Source organism: Oceanibacterium hippocampi (genome assembly GCF_900172325.1).
Lineage (GTDB): Bacteria > Pseudomonadota > Alphaproteobacteria > Sneathiellales > Sneathiellaceae > Oceanibacterium > Oceanibacterium hippocampi.
The window spans coordinates 944705-965305 of record NZ_FWFR01000001.1; the positions used below are offsets into that span (position 1 = coordinate 944705).

Genomic DNA, 20601 nt, shown 5'->3' on the forward strand with positions numbered 1-20601 from the left:
GACCCTCCTCAGACCCGGCCCAGGGCGAAGCCCTTGGCCATGTAGTTGCGGACGAACCAGATCACGAGCGCGCCCGGCACGATGGTCAGGATTCCGGCCGCCGCCAGCAGTCCCCAGTCGAGGCCGGTGGCGCTCACCGTGCGTGTCATGGTCGCGGCGATCGGCTTGGCGTCGGTCGTCGTCAGCGTCCGGGCGAGCAGCAGTTCGACCCAGGAGAACATGAAGCAGAAGAATGCCGTGACGCCGATCCCGGTGCGGATCATCGGCACGAACACGGTGACGAAGAAGCGCGGGAAGGAATAGCCGTCGACATAGGCGGTCTCGTCGATCTCGCGCGGGACACCGGACATGAACCCCTCGAGGATCCAGACCGCCAGCGGCACATTGAACAGGCAATGCGAGATCGCGACCGCGATGTGCGTGTCGATCAGGCCGAAGGTCGAGTAGAGCTGGAAGAAGGGCAGCAGGAACACTGCCGGCGGTGCCATCCGGTTGGTCAGCAGCCAGAAGAACATGTGCTTGTCGCCGAGAAAGCGGAAGCGCGAGAAGGCATAGGCGGCCGGCAGCGCGGTCGCCAGCGAGATCGCGGTATTGATACTGACATAGATGATCGAGTTGAGATATCCGGAGTACCAGGCCTCGTCGGTGAATATCTTGATGTAGTTGTCGAACGTGATGTTGAGCGGGATGAGGGCAAAGTTCTCCAGGATGTCGGCGTTGGTCCGCAACGACATGTTGAGCATCCAGTAGATCGGCAACAGGGTCAGCGTCAGGTAGATCAGCAACCCGATCGTGCTCTTCCGAATCCTCATGCCCGGTCTCCTGTGCCGACGCTCTGCAGTGCCTGGTAGAACAGCCAGCAGAACAGCAGGACGATCAGGAAATAGATCAGCGAGAAGGCGGCCGCCGGACCGAGGTCAAACTGCCCGACGGCGATCTTCACCAGGTGGATCGAGAGGAACGTGGTCGAATTGCCGGGTCCGCCGCCCGTCAGCACAAATGGTTCGGCGTAGATCAGGAACGAATCCATGAAGCGCAGCAGAACGGCGATCGTCAGCACGCCACGCATCTTCGGCAGCTGGATATAGCGGAAGATCGCCCAGGCGGAGGCGCCGTCGATCCGCGCCGCCTGGTAGTAGGCGTCGGGAATCGCGCGCAGACCGGCATAGGCGAGCAGGGCGACCAGCGGAGTCCAGTGCCAGACCTCCATCAGCATGACCGTGACCCAGGCATCCAGCGGCGATGCGGTATGGTCGAAGCCGAGGCCGAGCGCGTTCACGATCACCCCGAACAGGCCGATATCGGGTCGCGTGAAAATGATCCAGATCGTCCCGATGACGTTCCACGGGATGAGCAGGGGCAGGGCGATCAGGACCAGCGTCGCGGAGACGCCCCAGCCGCGCTTCGGCATGGTGAGCGCGATCATCACGCCGAGCGGGATCTCGATCAGCAGGACGAGGCCGGAAAACAGGAACTGGCGCCACAGTGCCTCCTGCAGGCGGCGGTCACCGAGCACGTCGATGAACCATTCCGCGCCGACGAAGACCCGGTTGCCGGGCCCGAAGATGTCCTGCACCGAATAGTTGACGACGGTCATCAATGGGATGATTGCCGACATCGCCACGATGACGAATACCGGCATCACCAGGAACCAGGCGCGATTGTCTTGGATCTTGTTCATGGGCTGGCCTCGATCAGCCGATCGTCGTGGTAGAGCAGCGTGCGCCCCGGCGGAAAGGCGAGCCAGGCGCGGTCTGCGGGAATCGGCGCCTCCTCGTCGAGCTTGATCTTGAGCGCCGTGTCGCCGAGCAGGGCGGTGACGATCCGGTAGTTTCCGAGATCCTCGACCGTGCGGATCGCGACCTCCACGCGCCCAGGCCCTTGCGCATCGTGCAGGGTCAGGAATTCCGGTCGGATGCCGAGCCGGAGCGCGCCGGACGGCGCCGTTCCGGCGGCTCCCTTGAGCGCGCCGGCTAGCGGAATCGCCGCCTCGCCGATTCGCGCCGTCTCGCCATCCAGCCGGCAGTCGATCAGGTTCATGCCCGGGCTGCCGATAAAATAGCCCACGAAGGTATGCTGCGGACGCTCGAACAGCGCCTGCGGGCTGCCGACCTGGAGGATCCGCCCCTCGTGCATGACGACGATGGTGTCGGCGAAGGTCAGGGCCTCGTTCTGGTCGTGCGTGACATAGACCAGGGTCAGCCTGTACTGCTCGTGGATCTCCTTCAGCTTGCGCCGCAGCTTCCACTTCATGTGCGGATCGATGACGGTCAGCGGCTCGTCGAACAGGATCGCCGCGACATCCGGGCGGACCAGCCCGCGGCCGAGCGAGATCTTCTGCTTGGCGTCGGCGGAGAGGTTGCGCGCTCGCCTGCCGATATCGTCGGCAAGATCCAGCATCCCGGCGACCTGACGCACCAGGCGGTCGATCTCCGGGCCCGGGAAGCCCCGGTTGCGCAGCGGGAAGGCCAGGTTGTCGTAAACCGTCATGGTGTCGTAGATGACCGGGAACTGGAAAACCTGGGCGATGTTGCGGGCCTCGGTCGGCAGCGCGGTCACGTCCTTGCCATCGAACAGGATGCGTCCCCGGGTCGGTATGATCAGCCCCGAGATCACGTTAAGGAGTGTCGTCTTGCCACAGCCTGATGGCCCGAGCAGGGCATAGGCGCCGCCGTCCCGCCAGTCGTGATCGAGGGTCTTCAGCGCCCAGTCCGCCTCGGCCGCTCCGCCCGAGTAGCTGTGCGCGATTCCGTCAAGTCGGACGTGGGCCATGCCGGTCTCCCTCAGCCGCCGCTCGGCGCTGCGGCGAGCCGGCCGGCGTCGTCGAAGGCATAAAGATGGCGCGGGTTGATGTAGAGCGTCACGGGCTGGCCGAGGGCCAGGCCGTGCACGCCTTCCTCCTGGGCGACCCAGGAGGTTTCCTCGTGTCGGGCATGGATGAAGGTCTCCGAGCCGTTGATCTCGGCAAGTTCCAGGACGCCGGGGATGGCCAGGTCGTCGTCGGCCCGGCGATCGATGAAAAGATGGCCGCAGCGGGCGCCGAAGATGTAGGGGCCGTCGGCAAGGGCAGCGAGATGGCGGCCGAGCGGCAGTTCGAGACTGGAGCCGAGGCGGGCCCGCCCGGCCGCCACCCGCCCGGCGATCATGTTCATCGGTGGGTCCGAGAAGACCTCGCCGACGCGCACCGTCGCCGGTCGCTTGTAGACCTCCGCCGTCGCGCCGCTCTGCAGGATCCGGCCGGCGTCCATGATCACCGTGCGGCCGCCGATCAGCAGCGCCTCGGTCGGTTCGGTGGTGGCATAGACGACGATCGAGGGCCTGCGGGCGAAGATCTCGCGAAGCTCGGCCCGCAGTTCCTCGCGCAGCTTGTAGTCGAGATTGACCAGCGGCTCGTCGAGCAGGAGCAAGTCGGCGTCCTTGACGAGGGCGCGGGCGAGCGCGGTGCGCTGCTGCTGGCCGCCGGAGAGTTCGGCAGGCAGCCTATCGAGCAGGGCGTCGATATGGAGCAGCGCCGCGACTTCGCGGATCCGCGAGTCGATTTCCTTCCGAGGCAGCCCGCCCCGGCGGAGCGGCGCGGCGATATTCTCGTAAACCGTGAAGGAGGGATAGTTGATGAACTGCTGGTAGACGATGGCAACGTTGCGCTTGCGGACCGACTTGCCGGTGACATCCGCGCCGTTCGCGAGAATGCGCCCGGTGCTTGGCCGGTCGAGGCCGGCGAGGATCCGTATCAGCGAGGTCTTGCCGGCGGTCGTGGGCCCGAGCAGAACATGCGGGGCGCCGGGGCCGAGGTCGAGGCTGATGTCCGACAGCCAGGTTTCGGCGCCGACGACCAGCGAGACATCGCTGAGCGAGATGGTCATCCGGGAGGCGCCTCCGCCCGCATCCGCGCCGCCGCTTGCGGTCGTCGGCTGGCCGCCATCCAGCGGTCGAGTTCGTTGGCGGTGGTCTCGGGACAATGCAACTTCATCTTCGACCGGCGCCACAGCACGTCTTCCGCCGTCCGGGCCCATTCATGGCGCATGAGGTACTCGACTTCCGCCTCGGTCAGGCCGCCACCGAAGTCCCGGCCGAGGTCGCGCGGCGAACCGGCATCGCCGATGATCTCGCGAATACGGGTGCCGTAGTTGCGCGCCAGTCGCCAGGACCGCGCTTCGCCGAGCCAGGGGAACTCGCGCCGGATCTCGCCCAGAAAGCCGTCGAAATCGGCGTCCGCGATGTCGCCGCCCGGCAGCGCCGCGGTATCGGTCCAGCCGGCCTTCGGGAAGGCGAGCAGGGGTGCCAGGTGTTCCATCGCCGATTCGGCGAGCCGGCGATAGGTGGTAAGCTTGCCGCCGAAGACGTTGAGGAGCGGCGCATCGGTCGTCGACGCGTCGTCGAGTTCGATCTTGTAGTCGCGGCTGACGGCCGCGGCGTCCGCGTCCTCCTCGCCGAACAGCGGCCTCACGCCGGCATAGCTCGCAACCACGTCGGCCGGGGTGATGGGCTTGCGGAAATACTCGTTCACCGCGTCGCAGAGATAGGCGATCTCGGCGGGCGAGGCGTCGACGGCGTCGAGTTCGCCCTGGTAATCCTCGTCGGTCGTGCCGATCAGCGTGAAGTCGCCCTCGTAGGGGACCGCGAAGATCACGCGGCCGTCCGGGTTCTGAAAGATGTAGGCGTTCTCGTGCTCGAACATGCGGGGTACGATCACGTGGCTGCCCTTGACCAGCCGGATGTGGACCGGCCGGTTCGATCCGATCTGCGCCTTCAGGACCCGAGCGACCCAGGGGCCGGCGGCGTTGACCAGGCCGCGGGCCCGGACATGGCTGACCTCGCCGGTTTCCCGGTCGCGGATCGTCAGGACCCAGAGCCCGGCCTCCCGCTGCGCGGTCACGCATTCGGTGCGCGTCAGGATGGTGGCGCCGCGTTCCTTCGCGTCGAGCGCGTTCAGCACCACCAGCCGGGAATCCTGGACCCAGCAATCGGAGTAGACGAAACCCCGGGTGAAGCCGTCCTTCAGGGGGGCGCCGGCGGGATGCGCGCGGAAGCGGATCGAGCGCGAGGCCGGCAGCAGCTTGCGGCCGCCCAGGTGATCGTAGAGAAAAAGCCCGAGGCGGATCATCCACGCCGGGCGGAGTCCCTTGTTGTGCGGCAGCACGAAGCGAAGCGGCCAGATGATGTGCGGCGCCGCCCGCAGCAGCACCTCGCGTTCCTCGAGCGCCTCGCGCACCAGCCGGAACTCGTAGTATTCCAGGTAGCGCAGTCCGCCGTGAATGAGCTTGGTGCTGGCCGATGAGGTCGCCGAGGCCAGGTCGTTCATCTCGCAGAGCATGACCGACAGGCCACGGCCGGCCGCGTCGCGGGCGATACCGGCGCCATTGATGCCGCCGCCGATGATGAAGAGATCGTAAGGTGCGGAATGTTCCACGCTGCCTCGTTCCCCGGCAGATCCGGGTGTCGGAATAAGCAAACGGTACGACGCCTCACCGACGCGGAGTCTCCATCCGCGGGCCGGAAAGACGCAAGAGAAAATTTTCATATGCGAACAAAAGCGCGGACACAAGGCGCAAAAAATATTCGTTTTGGTTCGTAATGGTTTCGTGTGCCTTGCCGAGAGGAAAACGAAAATCACCGGACTCCCAGCCAAAGAGGCGCGCCACGCGGGCGATTCGGTCGTTTCGCGCGGGTCCGGCCGGCCCACCGGACTGCGTGGTCCCGCAGACAGCGTCGCTTGACCGTCTCGGCCCGGCGCATGAGAATGCCGCCGCCGCGCTGATCGAACGTGGCCCGTCCGTCGGAAATGGAGAGTGCGAATGGCTGACGACCCGTTCCTGGCGGCCGACGAGAGCGCTGCGGTCAGCCTGATTGACGGTGCCCCCGGCTCGCCGTTCGTGCTGGCCTGCGACCATGCGGGGCGCAAGGTGCCGCGACGGCTGGCAGGCCTCGGCCTCGATCCCGACGTGCTGGCCGGGCATATCGGCTGGGATATCGGCGCCGAACCAGTCGCGCGCCTGATGGCGGAACGGCTCGGCGCGGCGCTCGTGATGCCGGCCTATTCCCGCCTGGTCATCGACTGCAACCGGCCGGTCGGCAATCCGGGCTCGATCGTCGAGGTCGCGGACGGCATGCCGGTGCCGGGCAATCGCGACCTCGAAGACCGCGCCCGCGCGGCGCGCGCGGAGGCGCTCTACCGCCCCTTTCACGCGGCGATTGAAACAGCGCTGGACCGGGCCGCCGGGCATGCCGAACGGGCGATTTTCGTCACGGTGCACAGCTTCACGCCGGCCCTGGCCCGCGACGGCAAGGCGCGGCCCTGGCATGTCGGCATCATCCACGGCGAGGACCGCCGACTTGCCGACCACCTGATCGCCGGCCTCGCGACCGACAGCGCGCTAGTTGTCGGCGACAACGAACCCTATTCACCGGCGGACAATGTCGACCACACGCTCGCCCGTCACGGCGCGGCAAGGGGCATTCCGCACGCGATGATCGAGATCCGGAACGACCAGCTCGGCGACCGGGACGGTCAGGCAGAATGGGCGGCCCGGCTGGCAGGCATCCTCGAAACGTGGCGGTAGCCGCATGCCTGCCCCGGCGTAGCGGGCCGCGACGACAGGTCGCCTTGCCGCGGACCGGCGGCTCGTCCAGACTTCGCCGGTCCGTTCGAGGCGCACTCTGAACAGGAGTCCTGTCGCCATTTCGAGAATCATTCCGCGCCGCGGCCTGCCGATCACTATCGTCCTCGTGGCGGCGATCGGCGGTCTCGTGGCCGCCGCCGCGGCTCTCGTCTTCCTGATGACCTACCATGTCGCCACGCTCAACACGACGGAGCTGGTGCGCGACAAGGCGGAACTGGTCATCGACCGGATCGAGCAACGGATCCGCGGCCATCTCGAACCGGCGACTGCCGGGCTCGGGTGGCTGAAGGCGGCGATCGAGGCGCGTGACATGGCGCCGCTCGACGATCCCGAGCTGCCGTTGATGCTGAGCGCCTCCCTTGCCGCGGCGCCGCAGATTTCCACGGTTGCGTTCATCTCCGACGACCTGCAGGTCATGCGGGCCTTTTCCGCGCGTTCGGGAAGGTCGGTTCGCCGTGACGACTGGAGCGACGATCCGGGTATTCGTCGTCAGGTCGAGGCCGCGCGCGATGGCCTGGCGGCCCGCTGGGGCCAGTTTTTCGTGGCCGAGCCGGTCGGCGAGACCTTTCTGAACCTGGTCGTACCCGTGCGGCGAGACGGCCGGTTCCAGGGCGCGCTGATCGCCGCGCTCTCGATCGCATCCTTTTCCGATTTTCTGGCAGCGCCCGAGGCGGGCCGGCGGGGCACGCCGTTCGTGCTGCGCGGCCGCGACTATGTGCTGGCCCATCCGGCACTCGTCCGCGGTCTCGCGGGCTTGAGCGACGCGCATCCTCTGCCGGGTGTGGCCGAGATCGGCGACCGGGCGCTCGCCGCGCTCTGGGACGATGACCGGCTCACCGGCGACGAGAACCGCCTCGCCAACGGCGTGACGGCCCGCGTCGTCGAGATCGACGGCCGGCCCGTCGTCTTCCTCTACAAGGCGATCGCCGATTTCGACGTGGAACCCTGGCTGATCGGAACCTATCTGCCGCTCGACGAGGCGGCGCCGCAGCTCGCGCGGCTGCGCTTCCTGCCATGGCTCGGCCTCGCCATCGTGTTGGCCGGCCTTGTCGTCGCGCTGCTCGTCGGCGGTGCGATCAGCCGCCCGATCGGACGGATCGCCGGCGCCGCCCGGCGCATCCGGGAACTCGACCTGGACGCGGTTCCATCGATCCCGCGAACCGCGTTCCGGGAACTGAACGAGGCCGGACGGGCGCTCGAGGAGATGGTCCGCGGTCTCCGCTCCTTCGCGATCTATGTCCCGAGGCAGCTCGTGCGCCGCTTGATGCGGCAGGGCGGGGCAATCGAATCCGAGCCCCGCGAGGTCACCGTGATCTTCACCGACATCGTCGGCTTCACCAACCTCGCCGAGGACATGCCGGCGGCCGATGTCGCCGCGCTCCTCAACCGGCATTTCGCGCTCATCGCCGATTGCGTCGAGGCCGAGGAGGGGACCATCGACAAGTATATCGGTGATGCGGTGATGGCCTTCTGGGGCGCGCCGGAACCGGTGCCGGACCACGCCGCCCGGGCCTGTCGCGCGGTGCGCCGAATCGCCGTCGCGCTTCGTGCCGACAATCTCGAACGGACTGCCGCCGGGCTGCCGCCGATCCATGTCCGGATCGGGATCCACAGCGGCATGGTCGTTGTCGGCAATATCGGCGCGCCGACGCGGATGAACTATACCGTGATCGGCGACGTGGTGAACGCGGCGGAACGGCTGGAAATGCTCTGCCGCGAATGCTGTGGGCCGGATGCCGACATCTTCGCCCTGACCAGTGCGGTGACCGCCGGTGCCGCCGCGGGCGCGGGCATTGCGAGCCGCTCGCTCGGCCGGCGCGCGCTGCGCGGCCGGCATGGCGACATGGAGATCTTCGCGCTCGATACCGACTGACGCGCGGTCGGGTCAGGCGGCGGCGTTCAGCGGCGGCAGTTCCGCCCCGTGGCAGACATTCCCGGGAACGCGCACGCAACTGCCGCGGCGGCACTCGGCGTGGGTCGCGTCCTTGCCCTCGCAATCGTCGGTGGTGGTCTGGCAACCGGCCGCGATCAGCAGGAACAGCAGGGCGGCAAGGCGGGCTGGGCTGGGCACGCTGACCCTCCGGGCGACGGGGATGACGATGCCATCATCGCGCCGGCAGGGGGCGGGCGGAAATCAATCCTTCTTGAAGGCCCGCTTTCGCCTTCAGAGCTGGTTCAGGGGGATCTTCAGATAGCTGACGCCGTTGTCTTCCGGCGGCGGAAATTCGCCGGCGCGCATGTTCACCTGGATCGACGGCAACAGCAGCATCGGGCAAGCCAGCGTCCTGTCGCGCTCGGTCCGCATGGCGACGAACGCATCTTCCGTGATGCCGTCGCGGATATGGATGTTGCGCGCCCGCTGCTCGCCGACCGTGGTCTCCCAGGCGAAGACATCGCGGCCCGGCGCCTTGTAGTCGTGACAGAGAAATAGGCGGGTTTCGGGGGGCAGCGCCAGGATACGCCGGATCGAGCGGTAAAGCGTGCGCGCATCGCCGCCGGGAAAGTCGCAACGCGCGCTGCCATAGTCCGGCATGAACATGGTGTCGCCAACGAAGGCGGCGTCGCCGGCCAGATAGGTGACGCAGGCGGGGGTATGGCCGGGCGTGTGCAGGACCCGCGCCTCGAGCGCGCCGATCCGGAAGGTCTCGTCATCCTCGAACAGGCGATCGAATTGCCGGCCATCGGCGGTGAAGCCGCTGTCGGTGTTGAATACGTCCTTGAAGACCGACTGAACCTCTGCAATGCGGCCGCCGATCGCCGTCCGGCCGCCCAGCGCCTTCTTGAGATAGGGCGCCGCGGTCAGATGATCGGCATGCACGTGAGTTTCCAGGATCCAGTCGACCGTGAGATCGTTCTCGCGCACGTGGGAAATGACCCGATCGGCCGCCTCGGTGCCCGTGCGGCCGGATTTCGGGTCGAAGTCGAGCGTCGAATCGATGATCGCCGCATGCCGAGCACCCGGCTCCTTCACGACATAGGTTACCGTGAATGTCGGCTCATGAAAGAAGGCCTGGACGTCAGGTTTCATGATCGCTTCCCCCTTCTGGGCGGGATGATAACCGAAGTGCATGTCGGGCAGGCAAGGCCGTTCGTCTCTTGACAAGTTATGCATATCTGCATAGATACGCAAGTATGCAGGTCGAGAAAATGTACGAGACCGCCGAAACGGTCAGCGAGTTGATGAAGGCGCTTTCCAGCCGGAACCGCCTGCTGATCCTGTGCCAGCTCGTGCAGGAGGAACTGTCGGTAGGCGAGCTTGCGTCCCGTCTCGACATGCGTGAGCCGGCGATGTCGCAACAGCTCGCCGTGCTCCGGCGGGACGGGCTGGTGAGCCGCCGCCGCGACGGACAGGTCGTCTACTACACGCTTGCCCGGCCGGACATCCGGCAACTGATGGAATTCCTCTACGAGACCTTCTGCGCCCCCAACGAGTGAAGAGGCCGATATGACCAGTGCCGCCATCCTCAAAGCCATCGACGCGCAAGCGCTCGACAACTTGCTCAAGAACGGAAAAGCCGTCCTGATCGATATCCGCGAGTCGGACGAATACATCCGCGAGCATATTCCGGGTTCGCGGCTGGTGCCGCTGTCCGCTTTCAACCCGGCGGATTTCCCGCGCGAGCATGAGAAGATCGGGGTCTTCCACTGCCACAGCGGCAATCGCACGCAACAGGCGGCGACCCAGATCCTGGCGACCGGATTCCGCGAAGTCTACTATCTTGACGGCGGCATCGAGGCCTGGAAGCGCGCCGGGCTGAGCCTCAACACCAATGCCAGGGCGCCGATCAGCATCATGCGCCAGGTGCAGATCTCGGCCGGCTCGCTGGTCGTCCTCGGCTGCCTGCTCGCCGTGCTGGTATCGCCCTGGTTCATGGCGCTGTCGGCCTTTGTCGGCGCCGGTCTCGTCTTCGCCGGTGCCACCGGCTTCTGCGGCATGGCGCAAGTACTCTCCGCCATGCCCTGGAACAGGGAGTTCCGCCGTTCGGCGACGATCAGCGAACGTCCCGCGAGCGCCTGAGCCGAAGCGGGAACCTGCCGGCATGTCCGGGCCGTCGCGACAATCGGCCGACCGGTCCGGACTCTCCCGGATCACCCGCCATGTTCCCGTACTGGCCTGGCTCGGCACGTATCGACGCGCCGACCTGCCGGGCGACCTGATCGCCGGCACCGTGGTCGCTATCATGCTGGTGCCGCAGGGCATGGCTTACGCCCTGCTGGCCGGCATGCCGCCCGAGGTCGGGCTCTACGCCAGCATCGCGCCGCCCCTGATTTACGCGCTGTTCGGTTCGAGCCGGACGTTGGCGGTCGGCCCGGTCGCCATTGCCTCGCTCATGACGGCGACGGCGATCGCCGGGCTCGGCGGCGCGGCGGCGGCCCTGCCGGGGCCGGTCCTGGCGTTGCTGCTTGCCGCGATGAGCGGGACGATCCTGCTCGCGATGGGCCTTTTCAGGCTCGGCTTCCTGACCAATTTCCTCTCCCATCCGGTGATTTCCGGATTCACCAGCGCGGCGGCGATCATCATCATCGTCAGCCAACTCAAGCAACTGCTGGGCCTCGATGTGCCGAAAAGCCACGGCTTCGTCGATGGCCTGCTCGGGACCGCCGCACATCTCGACAGCGTGAACGCGACGACGGCGGCGATCGGCGTCGGCGCGATCCTGATCCTCCTGTTCGCCCGGCGTCGGCTGGTGTCCCTTCTTGCCGGCCTGGGCCTGCCGCATGCTGTCGCCGCCGCCATCGGCAAGGGCGGTCCGATCATCGCAGCACTCGCCGGCCTCGGCGCCGTGGTTGCCTTCGATCTCGACAGGAATGCGGGGGTCCGGGTGGTCGGCGCGATTCCGGCCGGTCTGCCGGATTTCACCATGCCGGCGCTCGATCCGGTCCTGATCCGGGAGCTGTTGCCCGCGGCGCTGCTGATCGCCCTGATCGGCTTTCTGGAAAGCGTCTCGGTGGCACGCGCGCTCGCCGCCAAGCGCCGCCAGAAGATCGACCCGGACCAGGAACTGCTCGGCCTCGGCATGGCCAACCTCGGCGCCGCCTTTTCCGGCGGCTATCCCGTCGCCGGCGGCTTCGGGCGGTCGGTGGTGAATTTCTCCGCCGGCGCGAACACCCCGCTTGCCTCCATCGTCACGGCCGTGCTGGTCGCCCTGGTCGTCGGCTTCTTCACACCGGTCCTGCATCGCCTGCCGATCGCCGTGCTGGCCGCCATCATCGTGGTCGCCGTCGCCTCGCTGATCGACGTCCGAAGCCTGCTCCGCGCCTGGCGTTACAACCGCGCCGATGCGGCGGGGCTCGCGGTCACCTTCGCGGCCGTGCTCGCGGCCGGTATCGAGATCGGCATCGCCGCCGGTATCGCGCTGTCGCTGGCGCTCTATCTCTGGCGGACCAGCCGGCCGCACATGGCGGTCGTCGGGCGGCTCGGCGACAGCGAGCATTTCCGGAATGTCCTGCGTCACCCGGTACGGCTCTATCCGGGCGTCCAGTTCGTCCGGGTGGACGAAAGCCTGTACTTTGCCAATACCGCCTATCTGGAGGACCGCCTGCTCGCCGCCGCGGTCGAGGATCCGGAGATCGAGCATCTCGTGCTGATATGCAGTGCCGTCAACTTCATCGACGGCAGCGCGCTGGAGAGCCTGGAGCAACTCGTGCACCAGCTCCGCGAAATGGGGGTGACGCTGCATCTGGCCGAGGTGAAAGGTCCGGTCATGGACCGCCTCGAACGTGGCCGTTTCGTCGCCGACATGGCGCCCGGGCGGATTTTCCTCTCGACCCACGATGCGGCCGTCGCGCTCGCCGGCGGCGAGCGGCGCCCGGACGCCAGGGGTCTGACGGGGAAGTGATTTTCGGCTGAAGCTGTTTCGTCCTACTTGCAGGTAGACGCCGGATCGGCGAGTCTTCGCCTCCGGCGCCGAGAGCGGGCGGCGGAACTTTCCAGCGGGGACGGTACATATGCGCGCCGGGCGCGGCTTTTCGATCGGTTTCATCGCGCTCGCCGAGGTGGCGGCGCTCGGTCTCTGGTTCTCCGCCTCGGCGGTCGTTCCGGCACTGAAGGCGGAGGCCGGCATCGACAGCCACACGGCGTCGCTGTTCACCAGCGCCGTGCAGTTCGGCTTCGTCCTCGGCACGCTGGCCAGCGCCGCGCTCGGCCTTGCCGACCGTCTCGATCCGCGCCGCTTCTTCATGGCCGCGACACTGCTTGCCAGTGCCGCCAACGCGCTGATCCTGGTCCTCGACCCTTCTTCCCCCTGGGTGATCTTCCTCCGCCTGGTCACCGGTATCGCAATGGCCGGGATCTACCCGGTCGGCATGAAGCTCGCGACCACATGGGCCAGGGCAGGTGACATGGGGCTGATGGTCGGGCTGATCGTCGGCGCGCTGACGCTCGGTTCGGCCGTGCCGCATTTCCTGAACGGGCTCGGCGGGCTCGACTGGCGGCTGACGATCGCCGGCGCCTCGATCGTCGCGCTCGGCGGCGCGCTGGCGATTTCCGTCACCCGCATCGGCCCCAATTATGCCCGCTCGCCGAAGTTCAGGATGCGCTTCGCCCTGCATGGCTGGACCCGGCCTTCGCTGCGTCTCGCCAACCTCGGCTACCTCGGCCACATGTGGGAACTCTACGCCATGTGGGCGTGGATCGGCGTCTTTCTCGACGCGAGCTTCCGTCTCGGCTCGGGCGATCCGGAAACCGCCGGCGTCCGGGCCGCCTTCGCAACCTTCGCCACGATTGCCGCGGGCGGCGTCGGCTGCGTCATCGGCGGCGTCTTCGCCGATCGCTGGGGGCGGACCACCCTGACCATCGCCGCGATGGCGACGAGCGGCGCCTGCGCCATTGCCGCCGGCTTCCTGTTCGGCGGCAATCCCATTCTGCTGGTCGCGCTATGCCTTGTCTGGGGCGTTGCGATCGTTGCCGACTCGCCGCAATTCTCGGCCGCCGTCGCCGAGCTGTCGGAGAAGGAACTGGTCGGCACGATGCTGACCATGCAGACATCGCTCGGCTTCCTGCTGACGCTGGTCACGATCCAGCTCGTCCCGGTGCTGGTCGACCTGGTCGGCTGGCATTACGCCTTCGTCTTCCTGGCGCCGGGGCCGTTCCTCGGCGTGCTGGCGATGTGGCGGCTGCGCCGTCACCCGGATTCGGCGCGACTGGCCAACGGCCGGCGCTAGCCGACCCCAGGATCAGTTGCCGCGCCCGAACCGCAGCCAGTCGTAGCGGTCGCCGGTCGTCACGGGCAGGCTGAGCGGCGCGCCATCGCGTTCGAGGCCGAGTTCGATCACGGTGCCCGGCGGGCCCATCGCCCAGGCGGTGCGGAACAGTTCGGCCATGGCGCCGACCGGCATGCCGCCGACCGCGACCACCTTGTCGCCCGGGCGGATGCCTGCGCCCGCGGCCGGGCCGTCCGGCGTGACCGCGCTGACGACGACGCCGTCGTCGGTGTCGCGGGTGAACATGCCGAACCACGGGTGCGGTGGGGCCTCGACCCGCCCGCCGGCAAGCAGGTCGCCGAGGATCGGCTTCAGCAGGTCGATCGGCACGAACATGTTGCCCGGTTCGGGCGGCGGGCCCGGCCGGGCGTCGCCGACGATCAGCGAGCCGATTCCGACCAGCCGCCCCTGCGGGTCGACCAGGGCGGCGCCGCCCCAGTCTGCGTGGGGCGGGCTGGTGTAGATCGCGCTGTCGAGGAGATACTCCCAATAACCGGCGAACTCCCGTCGCGAGACGACCGTGCCGCCATGCGAGTTGCCCGGCCCGCCCGCGCCGATCACGGCGACCCGGCTGTCCTCGACGAGGTCGGCGGAGGAGCCCAGACGAAGCGGCTTGTTCCGGAGCGCGCCGAGGGCGCGGACGAGGCCGAAGCCGGTGTCGTAATCATAGGCGACGATTTCCGCCGGCAGGTGGCGCCCGCCGGCCTCGCTGATCAGCACCGTATCGGCCTCGAGGATCAGGTAACCGATCGTGAGGACGAGGCCGCTATCGTCGATAATGACGCCGTTGCCGCTGCGGAGCCTGCCGAGCGATGATGCGGTGCGGGCTTCCGCCGGGACCTCGGCGGTGACACGGACCACGGCGCCGAAGACCTGCGCGGCCGAGGTCTGTGCCGAATCCGTCACGGTCTCCTGCGCGCGGGCGGGGCTTTCTGCGCCCGGGGCGACGAGAAAGGCCAGGCCGGCCAGGGCGGCGGCAAGCAGGTTGAGGGGGAAGGACCGGTACGTGCCCATGGCGCCACCTCCTGCGATGACCGGGCGCGGCGGGACCGGGCCCGACCTGTTCAATCTAGCGAAATCGGATGCCTGGCGCCAGTGCGGACGGCTATTCCGCCGCGGTGGCGGTGGCGGCGTTGGCGCGCGCCTCTCCGGCCCGGGCCGAGGCTGCCCGGTTCGATCGCGCCTTGGCGACGGCGGCCTTGGCGGCATCGGTATGGTCGAACATCTCGAGCGATTCCTCGTCCGCCTCCTCGACCGGGCTCAGTGCCAGGTCGGTATAGCTCTGGCCGCGCTGTTCCCGCTTGATGCGCTGGCACAGCAGCCAGAGATCGGCGGCATAGAGCGCGAAGGGAACATAGGTGGTGAGTATCTCAACCAGCCGCCGTGGATAGAAGACGAGCGGGCTCTCGATCGGCAGCGTGCTGCGGCGCTCGGTGCGGATCTTGCGGCGGAAATAGCCGCCCTGCAGCGGATGCACCTTCTCGAACTTGATCGAGCCGTGGAATTGCAGCGCATGGGCCCAGATCCGCTCCGGCTTGTTGCCGGAGGCGATCATCCGCCGCATTAGGGTGACGATGTGATCGCGGGAATAGTAGATGTCCCAGGCGTTGTTGTAGATGCCCTGCCACTCGTCCTTGCTCATCAGCGAATGGCCGGTCGTGACATGCTCAAGATCGTAGATGTTCATGTCCGGATCCATCGGCACCGAGCGGAGCGTCAGGTTCTTGTGATCCTCCGAGCCCGGCAGCGGCGTCAGGCAGAAGAATTCCAGCACGTCGATCGGCAGCTCGCGCTTGATCACCTCGATGTCGTGGGCGATCCGCTCCGGCGTGTCGGCCGGGAACCCCAGGATATAGCCGGCATAGGTGATGATCTGGTGGTTCCGCCATTCCTGCAGCATCAGCCGGTACTCGGTGATCCGGTTCTGCCGCTTGTTCGCCGCCATCAGGTTGTCGGGATTGATGTTCTCCAGCCCGATGAAGACCCGGGCGACCCCGGCCCGCTTCGCCTTGGCGATGAAGTTGGGGATCTTGTGGCAGAGCGTGTCGACCTGGATGATAATCGAGAAGGGCTTGCCGAGCGCCTCGCGCAGGTCGCCGATGCGGTCGAAGATCGCTTCCCAGTTCCGGTTGCGGGCGAAATTGTCGTCGGTGATGAAGAAGCGGTTGATGCCCTGATCGACATTGGCGCGGATCAGCCGCTCGATGTCGTCGGCATCGCGGAAGCGGGACTTCCGGCCCTGCACGTTGATGATCGTGCAGAACGAGCACTGGAACGGGCAGCCCCGCCCGGCATCGAAGCTGGCGATCGAGCCGCCGTAGCGGCGCACCATCTGCTCCGGCAGGAAGGGGACCGGCTCCTCCTCGATGCCCGGAAGGTCGTTCATGTGGTTGTAGATCGGCTCCAGCCGGCCGGCCAGGGCGTCCTTGTAGAAGGCGGCGAGCCGGCCGCCCTCGCCTTCGCCGGCGAACAGCGTGATGCCGAGTTCCAGCGCCTCCTTCAGGTCGTCGGGCAGTTCCGGGAGCATGGCGAGGCAGCCGCTCGCATGGAAGCCGCCGATCGCGACCTGAAGGCCCTCGGCCCGGAACCGTCGGGCGAGATCGAGGGCGCGGGGAAACTGGTTCGACTGCACGCCCACCATGCAGACGATGCCGCCCCGCCCAGCGGCCTTGTGGCGCCGCACGATCTCGTCGACCGGGATGACCGTGTTGGTCTCGTCATAGGCGTTCAGCGCGACCTCGACATCCTCGCCGAGGGCGCCGCGCTCCATGATGTCGAGGGTGATGCCGTACAGGCAGGACAGCGAGTTGGACGGGATCCAGGCGCGCCGCCACTGGATGACGTAGCCGTCGTCGTCGTAGTGCGACGGCTTGATCATGTCGATGCAGAAGCTGTTGTCGCTGGCGCGCGGGCTCATGGGCAGTCCTTGGGCTCGGGGCTGAGACCGCCACCATACAATCGATCAGGAATATTGGAAATGCCCCGCGAGGGGCCGGGCCGTCGACAGGTGGCAAGACGGGTGACAGGATGCGTCGGGTCCGCGTATTCTCCGCCGCGAATCGACAGGCCGTATCGCCGGCCACCGCCATGAGACGATGACGATGACCGACAGGAAATCCAGGGGCGACAGCGGCCGCAAGGACGCGGAGCCGAAGGCCGAGGGGACGGAGGCGGAGAAACCCGCCAGCAAGTCCGGGCCCGCGGCGAAGAAACCGACGCGCAAGACCGCCCCGGCAAAGACCCCGCCGGCGACCGGCAAGACCGGGAAAACCGCTGGCGAATCGAAGCCGCCGGAGAAGCCCGCCGGGCCAGCGAGGAAAGCCCCGCCGTCGAAGAAGCCCGCCGTGCCGGCCCGCCCGGTCCCGGTCAAGGCCGCCGCGCCGCGCCGGCGTCTCGCCGCCGCAGCCGTGCCGTCGGCACGCACGACCGCGCCGCGCCGCCGCGCCGATCCCCGGCGGGTCACGGGAAAACCGACCGAGGTGGTGACGGTCACCGTTGCCCCGAAGAAGTCCGCGGACAAGCCCAAGAGCGCCAAGGCGGCGATGCCGATCGCGTTGCCGGCGCTCAAGGTCAAGCGCAAGGAGCGGATATCCCGCAGCGAGGCGGTCGGGCTGCTCGACGATATCCTGCAGGGACTCAAGGACGGGCGCATCTCGATCGAGATCGACGGCCGCCGGATCACCCTGGCGCCGCGTCAGGAGATCAAGCTCAAGCTGCGCGCCGAACGGAACGACAAGAAACAGGAAATCCGCCTCACGCTCGGCTGGTCGGCGCCGACCGACGACGACAACGATTTCGAAGGCGAATCGGAATAGCCGCGAAGGATCAGGCGATGGGCGGCGACGGCGGCGGATTCCTGTTCGCGAGCTACAATATCCATTTCGGAGTCGGCACGGACGGCCGTCACGATCTCGACCGTATCGCCGCGACTGTCGGCGATGCCGACATCATCGCCCTGCAGGAGGTGACCCGTTACTGGCCGGGGGCGGCGCCCGTCGACCAGTCGCAGATCCTCGCCGAGCGTCTCGGGCGCTATCATGCCTACGGTGCCGGTGTCGATGTCGATCTCGGCGAAACGGCCGAGGACGACCCGGCGGGCGGGGCGGCTCCCGACCCGGCCCATTGTCGCCGGCGGACCTTCGGCAACATGGTCCTCAGTCGCTGGCCGATCCGCACGACCCGCAACATCCTGTTGCCCAAGCGCCCGATCACCGGGATGTTCGATCTGCAGCGTTCGGCCCTGGAAACCGTGATCGACACGCCGTCCGGGCTGCTTCGGGTCTACAGCGTCCATCTCTCCCATGTCGCGCCGTCGCAGCGCATCGGCCAGGCGGAGGCACTGATGGCACTGGTCCGCCAGGCGCCGGAGGAGGGCGCGCCCTGGGACGGCATCAGCCCGGCCGAGTTCCGCAAGGCCGAGCCGTCGGTTCCGGTGCCGCCGCGCCGCGCCATCGTCATGGGCGACATGAACATGACGACCGATGAGCCGGCCTACGAACTGATCTGCGGCGGACTCTACCGGGGCCGCCGTCATGCCCATTACGACCAGTTGCACGATGCCTGGAGCCTCGCCGGCGGTGACGAGAAGGATCCGGCCGCCGGAGCGACCTTCACCGGCGGGACGGCCGGGCCGCGGCGCATCGACTACGCCTTCGTGACGCCGGAACTCCGGCGCGCGGTCACGGATGCCTGGGTCGATGGCCGGGCCGACGGATCGGATCACCAGCCGCTGTTCGTCCGCCTGGACCTCGACAGGACCTGACGGCGTCGTCGGTGCCAGTGGGCGTTCCGGCCGGATCCGGTCCGCGCTATCCTGACCGTGCCCGGCCCGTTGGCAGGCCGGAAAGGGGATCAGATCATGCTGACATTACCGACGGTCATCGAACGCGCCGCCCGCCCCTATGTGGCGATCCGCTCAACGGTGACGATGGACGACCTGGGGACGGTCGGGGCGGAGGCCCATGACGAGCTGTTCCGCTGGCTCGCCGAGCGCGGGATCGCCGGCGACGGACTGCCGTTCTTCAAGTACGACGTCGTCGACATGGCGCGCAGCCTGCAGATGGAATTCGGCATCGTCACGGCGGCGCCGGTCGAGGGCGACGGGCGGGTCGTCGCCGGGACCTTGCCGGCCGGGCAGTTTGCCAGTGTCGTCTATACCGGCTCTTATGCCGATCTCTACGACGTCAACGCGGCGCTGATCGGCTGGGCGCGGGAACGGGGCTTCACCTGGGATTCGCAGGCGACACCCGAGGGCGAGCGCTTCGCCTGCCGGCTCGAGATCTATCTCACCGACCCGGCCCTCGAGCCCGACCCGAACCTGTGGGAGACCGAGGTCGCGATCAAGATCGCCGAGGCGGACGGGGCGGGCTGACTGCAGGAGCCGCCCGTACCCGCCGGGTCCGTTCAGCCGGCGCCGGCGCGCGCCGCCATCGCCGCCTGGATGCGCGCCGCCATCGCTTCCTGCAACGCCTGGTGCGCGTTGGTCGGACGGATCATTACCTCGAAATCGACGATCCGCCCGTCGGCGCCCCAGCGGATCAGGTCGACGCCCTTCAACTGACGGTCGCCGATCCGGGCCGAGAATTCGAGGATGCAGTCGTCGCCCTGCACCATTTCCCGGTGGTAGACAAAATCCTCGAATATCTCGATGACGTTGGAAAGCAGGAGATGAACCATCTCCCGCCCTTCGCGGGGCTGCCAGTAGACCGGCGCGTGGAAGCGCACGTCTGGCGCCAGGATGTCGGCAAGCGCGGGCATGTCGCGTTCCTCGACGATCCTGTGCCAACGGGCGACGCGCGGGTCAGTCGTCATCGGGCGCGTCCTACCAGGCGCCTGTATTGGGCATCGACGACCAGGGTTCGGCCGGCGCCAGGGCCTTGCCCTTCTGCAACAGCTCGACCGAGATATTGTCCGGCGAACGGACGAAGGCCATGTGGCCGTCGCGCGGCGGCCGGTTGATCGTCACGCCGCCATCCATCAGCTTCTGGCAGGCAGCGTAGATATCGTCGACCTCGAAGGCGAGATGGCCGAAGTTTCGGCCGCCGTCATAGTCTTCCGTATCCCAGTTGTAGGTCAGTTCGACCTCGGCGTCCGGCGTCTCCGGGGCGGCGACGAAGACCAGCGTATAGCGGCCTTCCGGTCGTTCGAAGCGTCGGGTTTCGATCATCCCGAGCTTGTTGACGTAAAAATCGAGCGAGGCGTCGAGATCCTTGACGCGAACCATCGTGTGGAGGTAGCGCACGAAGCAGTCCCCTTTTCCGAGCAAGCGTTGTTGACTATCTCCTAAATAGCCGTTCGGCGGCCCCGGGCCAAGCAGCACCGGGTCGAATCGACAGTGCAGGAGCCGATGCCTTGACGATCGAATGCCCGTTCAAGCCTTCCCATATCGATCATATCGTCCTCCGGAGCGGCGACGTGCCCCGTCTTCTCGGATTCTATTGCGATCTGCTCGGATGCCATGTCGACCGGAGCGAGGAAAAGATCGGCCTGTTCCAGCTGCGTGCCGGCACCTCGCTGATCGACATCGTCGACGTCAACGGCGTGCTCGGCCGGGAGGGCGGCGCGGCGCCGGGCCGCGCGGGCCGCAACCTCGATCACTTCTGTCTCCGGGTCGAGCCCTTCGATGCCGACGTCATCCATCGCTTCCTCCGCGCCAACGGTGTCGAAACGGGCGAAACCAAGATCCGCTACGGCGCGGAAGGCGAGGGGCAGTCGATCTATATCGAGGATCCCGACGGCAACGTGGTCGAGCTGAAGGGGCCGCCCGGGCCGGCCTGAC

At 67.4% G+C, this 20601-nt stretch carries 21 protein-coding genes; 10 read left to right on the forward strand and 11 right to left on the reverse strand.

What is annotated here, in order from left to right; translation table 11 throughout:
• Window positions 1-8: 8 nt before the first annotated feature.
• From OCH7691_RS04410 to glpD, 5 genes are read right to left on the reverse strand one after another with little or no spacing between them, the layout of a single operon-like run.
• On the reverse strand, window positions 9-812 hold the full coding sequence (locus tag OCH7691_RS04410) for a carbohydrate ABC transporter permease (RefSeq protein WP_085882171.1): 804 nt from the start codon (window positions 810-812) through the stop codon (window positions 9-11).
• Complete coding sequence (locus OCH7691_RS04415; protein WP_085882172.1) at window positions 809-1681, reverse strand: carbohydrate ABC transporter permease; 873 nt, start codon at window positions 1679-1681, stop codon at window positions 809-811. Before OCH7691_RS04415 ends, OCH7691_RS04410 begins: the two co-directional genes overlap by 4 nt.
• Entirely contained in the window at window positions 1678-2772 is a 1095-nt protein-coding gene (locus OCH7691_RS04420; protein WP_085882173.1) for an ABC transporter ATP-binding protein, read from the reverse strand. The genes OCH7691_RS04415 and OCH7691_RS04420 overlap by 4 nt, the downstream gene beginning before the upstream one ends.
• Window positions 2773-2783: 11 nt before the next feature.
• On the reverse strand, window positions 2784-3863 hold the full coding sequence (locus tag OCH7691_RS04425; RefSeq protein WP_085882174.1) for an ABC transporter ATP-binding protein: 1080 nt from the start codon (window positions 3861-3863) through the stop codon (window positions 2784-2786).
• Window positions 3860-5410, reverse strand: a complete 1551-nt coding sequence (gene glpD / locus OCH7691_RS04430) for a glycerol-3-phosphate dehydrogenase (RefSeq protein ID WP_217807792.1) — start codon at window positions 5408-5410, stop codon at window positions 3860-3862. Before glpD ends, OCH7691_RS04425 begins: the two co-directional genes overlap by 4 nt.
• A 385-nt stretch (window positions 5411-5795) precedes the next feature.
• On the opposite strand from glpD, the gene OCH7691_RS04435 reads away from it, so the two are divergent.
• The gene (locus tag OCH7691_RS04435; protein WP_085882176.1) at window positions 5796-6560 is read left to right on the forward strand and encodes an N-formylglutamate amidohydrolase; all 765 of its coding nucleotides are present in this window, start codon (window positions 5796-5798) and stop codon (window positions 6558-6560) included.
• Window positions 6561-6726: 166 nt separating this feature from the next.
• Complete coding sequence (locus OCH7691_RS04440) at window positions 6727-8493, forward strand: adenylate/guanylate cyclase domain-containing protein (protein ID WP_085882177.1); 1767 nt, start codon at window positions 6727-6729, stop codon at window positions 8491-8493.
• Window positions 8494-8505: 12 nt separating this feature from the next.
• On the opposite strand, the gene OCH7691_RS04445 is transcribed toward OCH7691_RS04440, so the two are convergent.
• Window positions 8506-8691, reverse strand: a complete 186-nt coding sequence (locus OCH7691_RS04445; protein WP_085882178.1) for a hypothetical protein — start codon at window positions 8689-8691, stop codon at window positions 8506-8508.
• 93 nt (window positions 8692-8784) lie between these two features.
• Window positions 8785-9648: an MBL fold metallo-hydrolase gene (locus tag OCH7691_RS04450; protein WP_085883497.1), complete on the reverse strand. Its 864-nt coding sequence runs from the start codon at window positions 9646-9648 to the stop codon at window positions 8785-8787.
• 104 nt (window positions 9649-9752) lie between these two features.
• Between OCH7691_RS04450 and OCH7691_RS04455 the strand changes: the two genes are divergently transcribed.
• From OCH7691_RS04455 to OCH7691_RS04470, 4 genes are all read left to right on the forward strand, one after another.
• A complete protein-coding gene (locus tag OCH7691_RS04455; protein ID WP_217807793.1) occupies window positions 9753-10055 on the forward strand; it encodes an ArsR/SmtB family transcription factor in 303 nt (100 codons plus the stop codon).
• A gap of 10 nt (window positions 10056-10065) precedes the next feature.
• The gene (locus OCH7691_RS04460) at window positions 10066-10638 is read left to right on the forward strand and encodes a rhodanese-like domain-containing protein (RefSeq protein WP_085882179.1); all 573 of its coding nucleotides are present in this window, start codon (window positions 10066-10068) and stop codon (window positions 10636-10638) included.
• Window positions 10639-10660: 22 nt separating this feature from the next.
• Window positions 10661-12460, forward strand: coding sequence for a SulP family inorganic anion transporter (locus OCH7691_RS04465; protein ID WP_085882180.1), 1800 nt, complete (start codon window positions 10661-10663; stop codon window positions 12458-12460).
• A gap of 109 nt (window positions 12461-12569) precedes the next feature.
• Complete coding sequence (locus tag OCH7691_RS04470; protein WP_085882181.1) at window positions 12570-13784, forward strand: MFS transporter; 1215 nt, start codon at window positions 12570-12572, stop codon at window positions 13782-13784.
• A gap of 12 nt (window positions 13785-13796) precedes the next feature.
• Here OCH7691_RS04470 and OCH7691_RS04475 read toward each other — a convergent pair whose 3' ends face one another.
• Together OCH7691_RS04475 and OCH7691_RS04480 are read right to left on the reverse strand one after the other, a co-directional pair.
• Complete coding sequence (locus OCH7691_RS04475; protein WP_176244909.1) at window positions 13797-14837, reverse strand: S1C family serine protease; 1041 nt, start codon at window positions 14835-14837, stop codon at window positions 13797-13799.
• Between the two features lie 91 nt (window positions 14838-14928).
• A complete protein-coding gene (locus tag OCH7691_RS04480; protein WP_085882183.1) occupies window positions 14929-16740 on the reverse strand; it encodes a B12-binding domain-containing radical SAM protein in 1812 nt (603 codons plus the stop codon).
• 184 nt (window positions 16741-16924) lie between these two features.
• Between OCH7691_RS04480 and OCH7691_RS04485 the strand changes: the two genes are divergently transcribed.
• The 3 genes from OCH7691_RS04485 to OCH7691_RS04495 all read left to right on the forward strand — a co-directional run bounded on the left by OCH7691_RS04485 (window position 16925) and on the right by OCH7691_RS04495 (window position 19194).
• A complete protein-coding gene (locus OCH7691_RS04485; protein WP_139839510.1) occupies window positions 16925-17638 on the forward strand; it encodes an amphi-Trp domain-containing protein in 714 nt (237 codons plus the stop codon).
• Between the two features lie 17 nt (window positions 17639-17655).
• Window positions 17656-18585, forward strand: a complete 930-nt coding sequence (locus tag OCH7691_RS04490; RefSeq protein WP_085882185.1) for an endonuclease/exonuclease/phosphatase family protein — start codon at window positions 17656-17658, stop codon at window positions 18583-18585.
• A gap of 96 nt (window positions 18586-18681) precedes the next feature.
• Complete coding sequence (locus tag OCH7691_RS04495) at window positions 18682-19194, forward strand: GyrI-like domain-containing protein (RefSeq protein ID WP_085882186.1); 513 nt, start codon at window positions 18682-18684, stop codon at window positions 19192-19194.
• A 32-nt stretch (window positions 19195-19226) separates the two neighbouring features.
• On the opposite strand, the gene OCH7691_RS04500 is transcribed toward OCH7691_RS04495, so the two are convergent.
• Together OCH7691_RS04500 and OCH7691_RS04505 are read right to left on the reverse strand one after the other, a co-directional pair.
• Entirely contained in the window at window positions 19227-19634 is a 408-nt protein-coding gene (locus OCH7691_RS04500; protein WP_085882187.1) for a nuclear transport factor 2 family protein, read from the reverse strand.
• A 10-nt stretch (window positions 19635-19644) separates the two neighbouring features.
• On the reverse strand, window positions 19645-20064 hold the full coding sequence (locus tag OCH7691_RS04505) for a VOC family protein (RefSeq protein WP_085882188.1): 420 nt from the start codon (window positions 20062-20064) through the stop codon (window positions 19645-19647).
• 110 nt (window positions 20065-20174) lie between these two features.
• On the opposite strand from OCH7691_RS04505, the gene OCH7691_RS04510 reads away from it, so the two are divergent.
• A complete protein-coding gene (locus OCH7691_RS04510) occupies window positions 20175-20600 on the forward strand; it encodes a VOC family protein (RefSeq protein WP_217807794.1) in 426 nt (141 codons plus the stop codon).
• The last annotated feature ends 1 nt before the right edge of the window (window position 20601 follow it).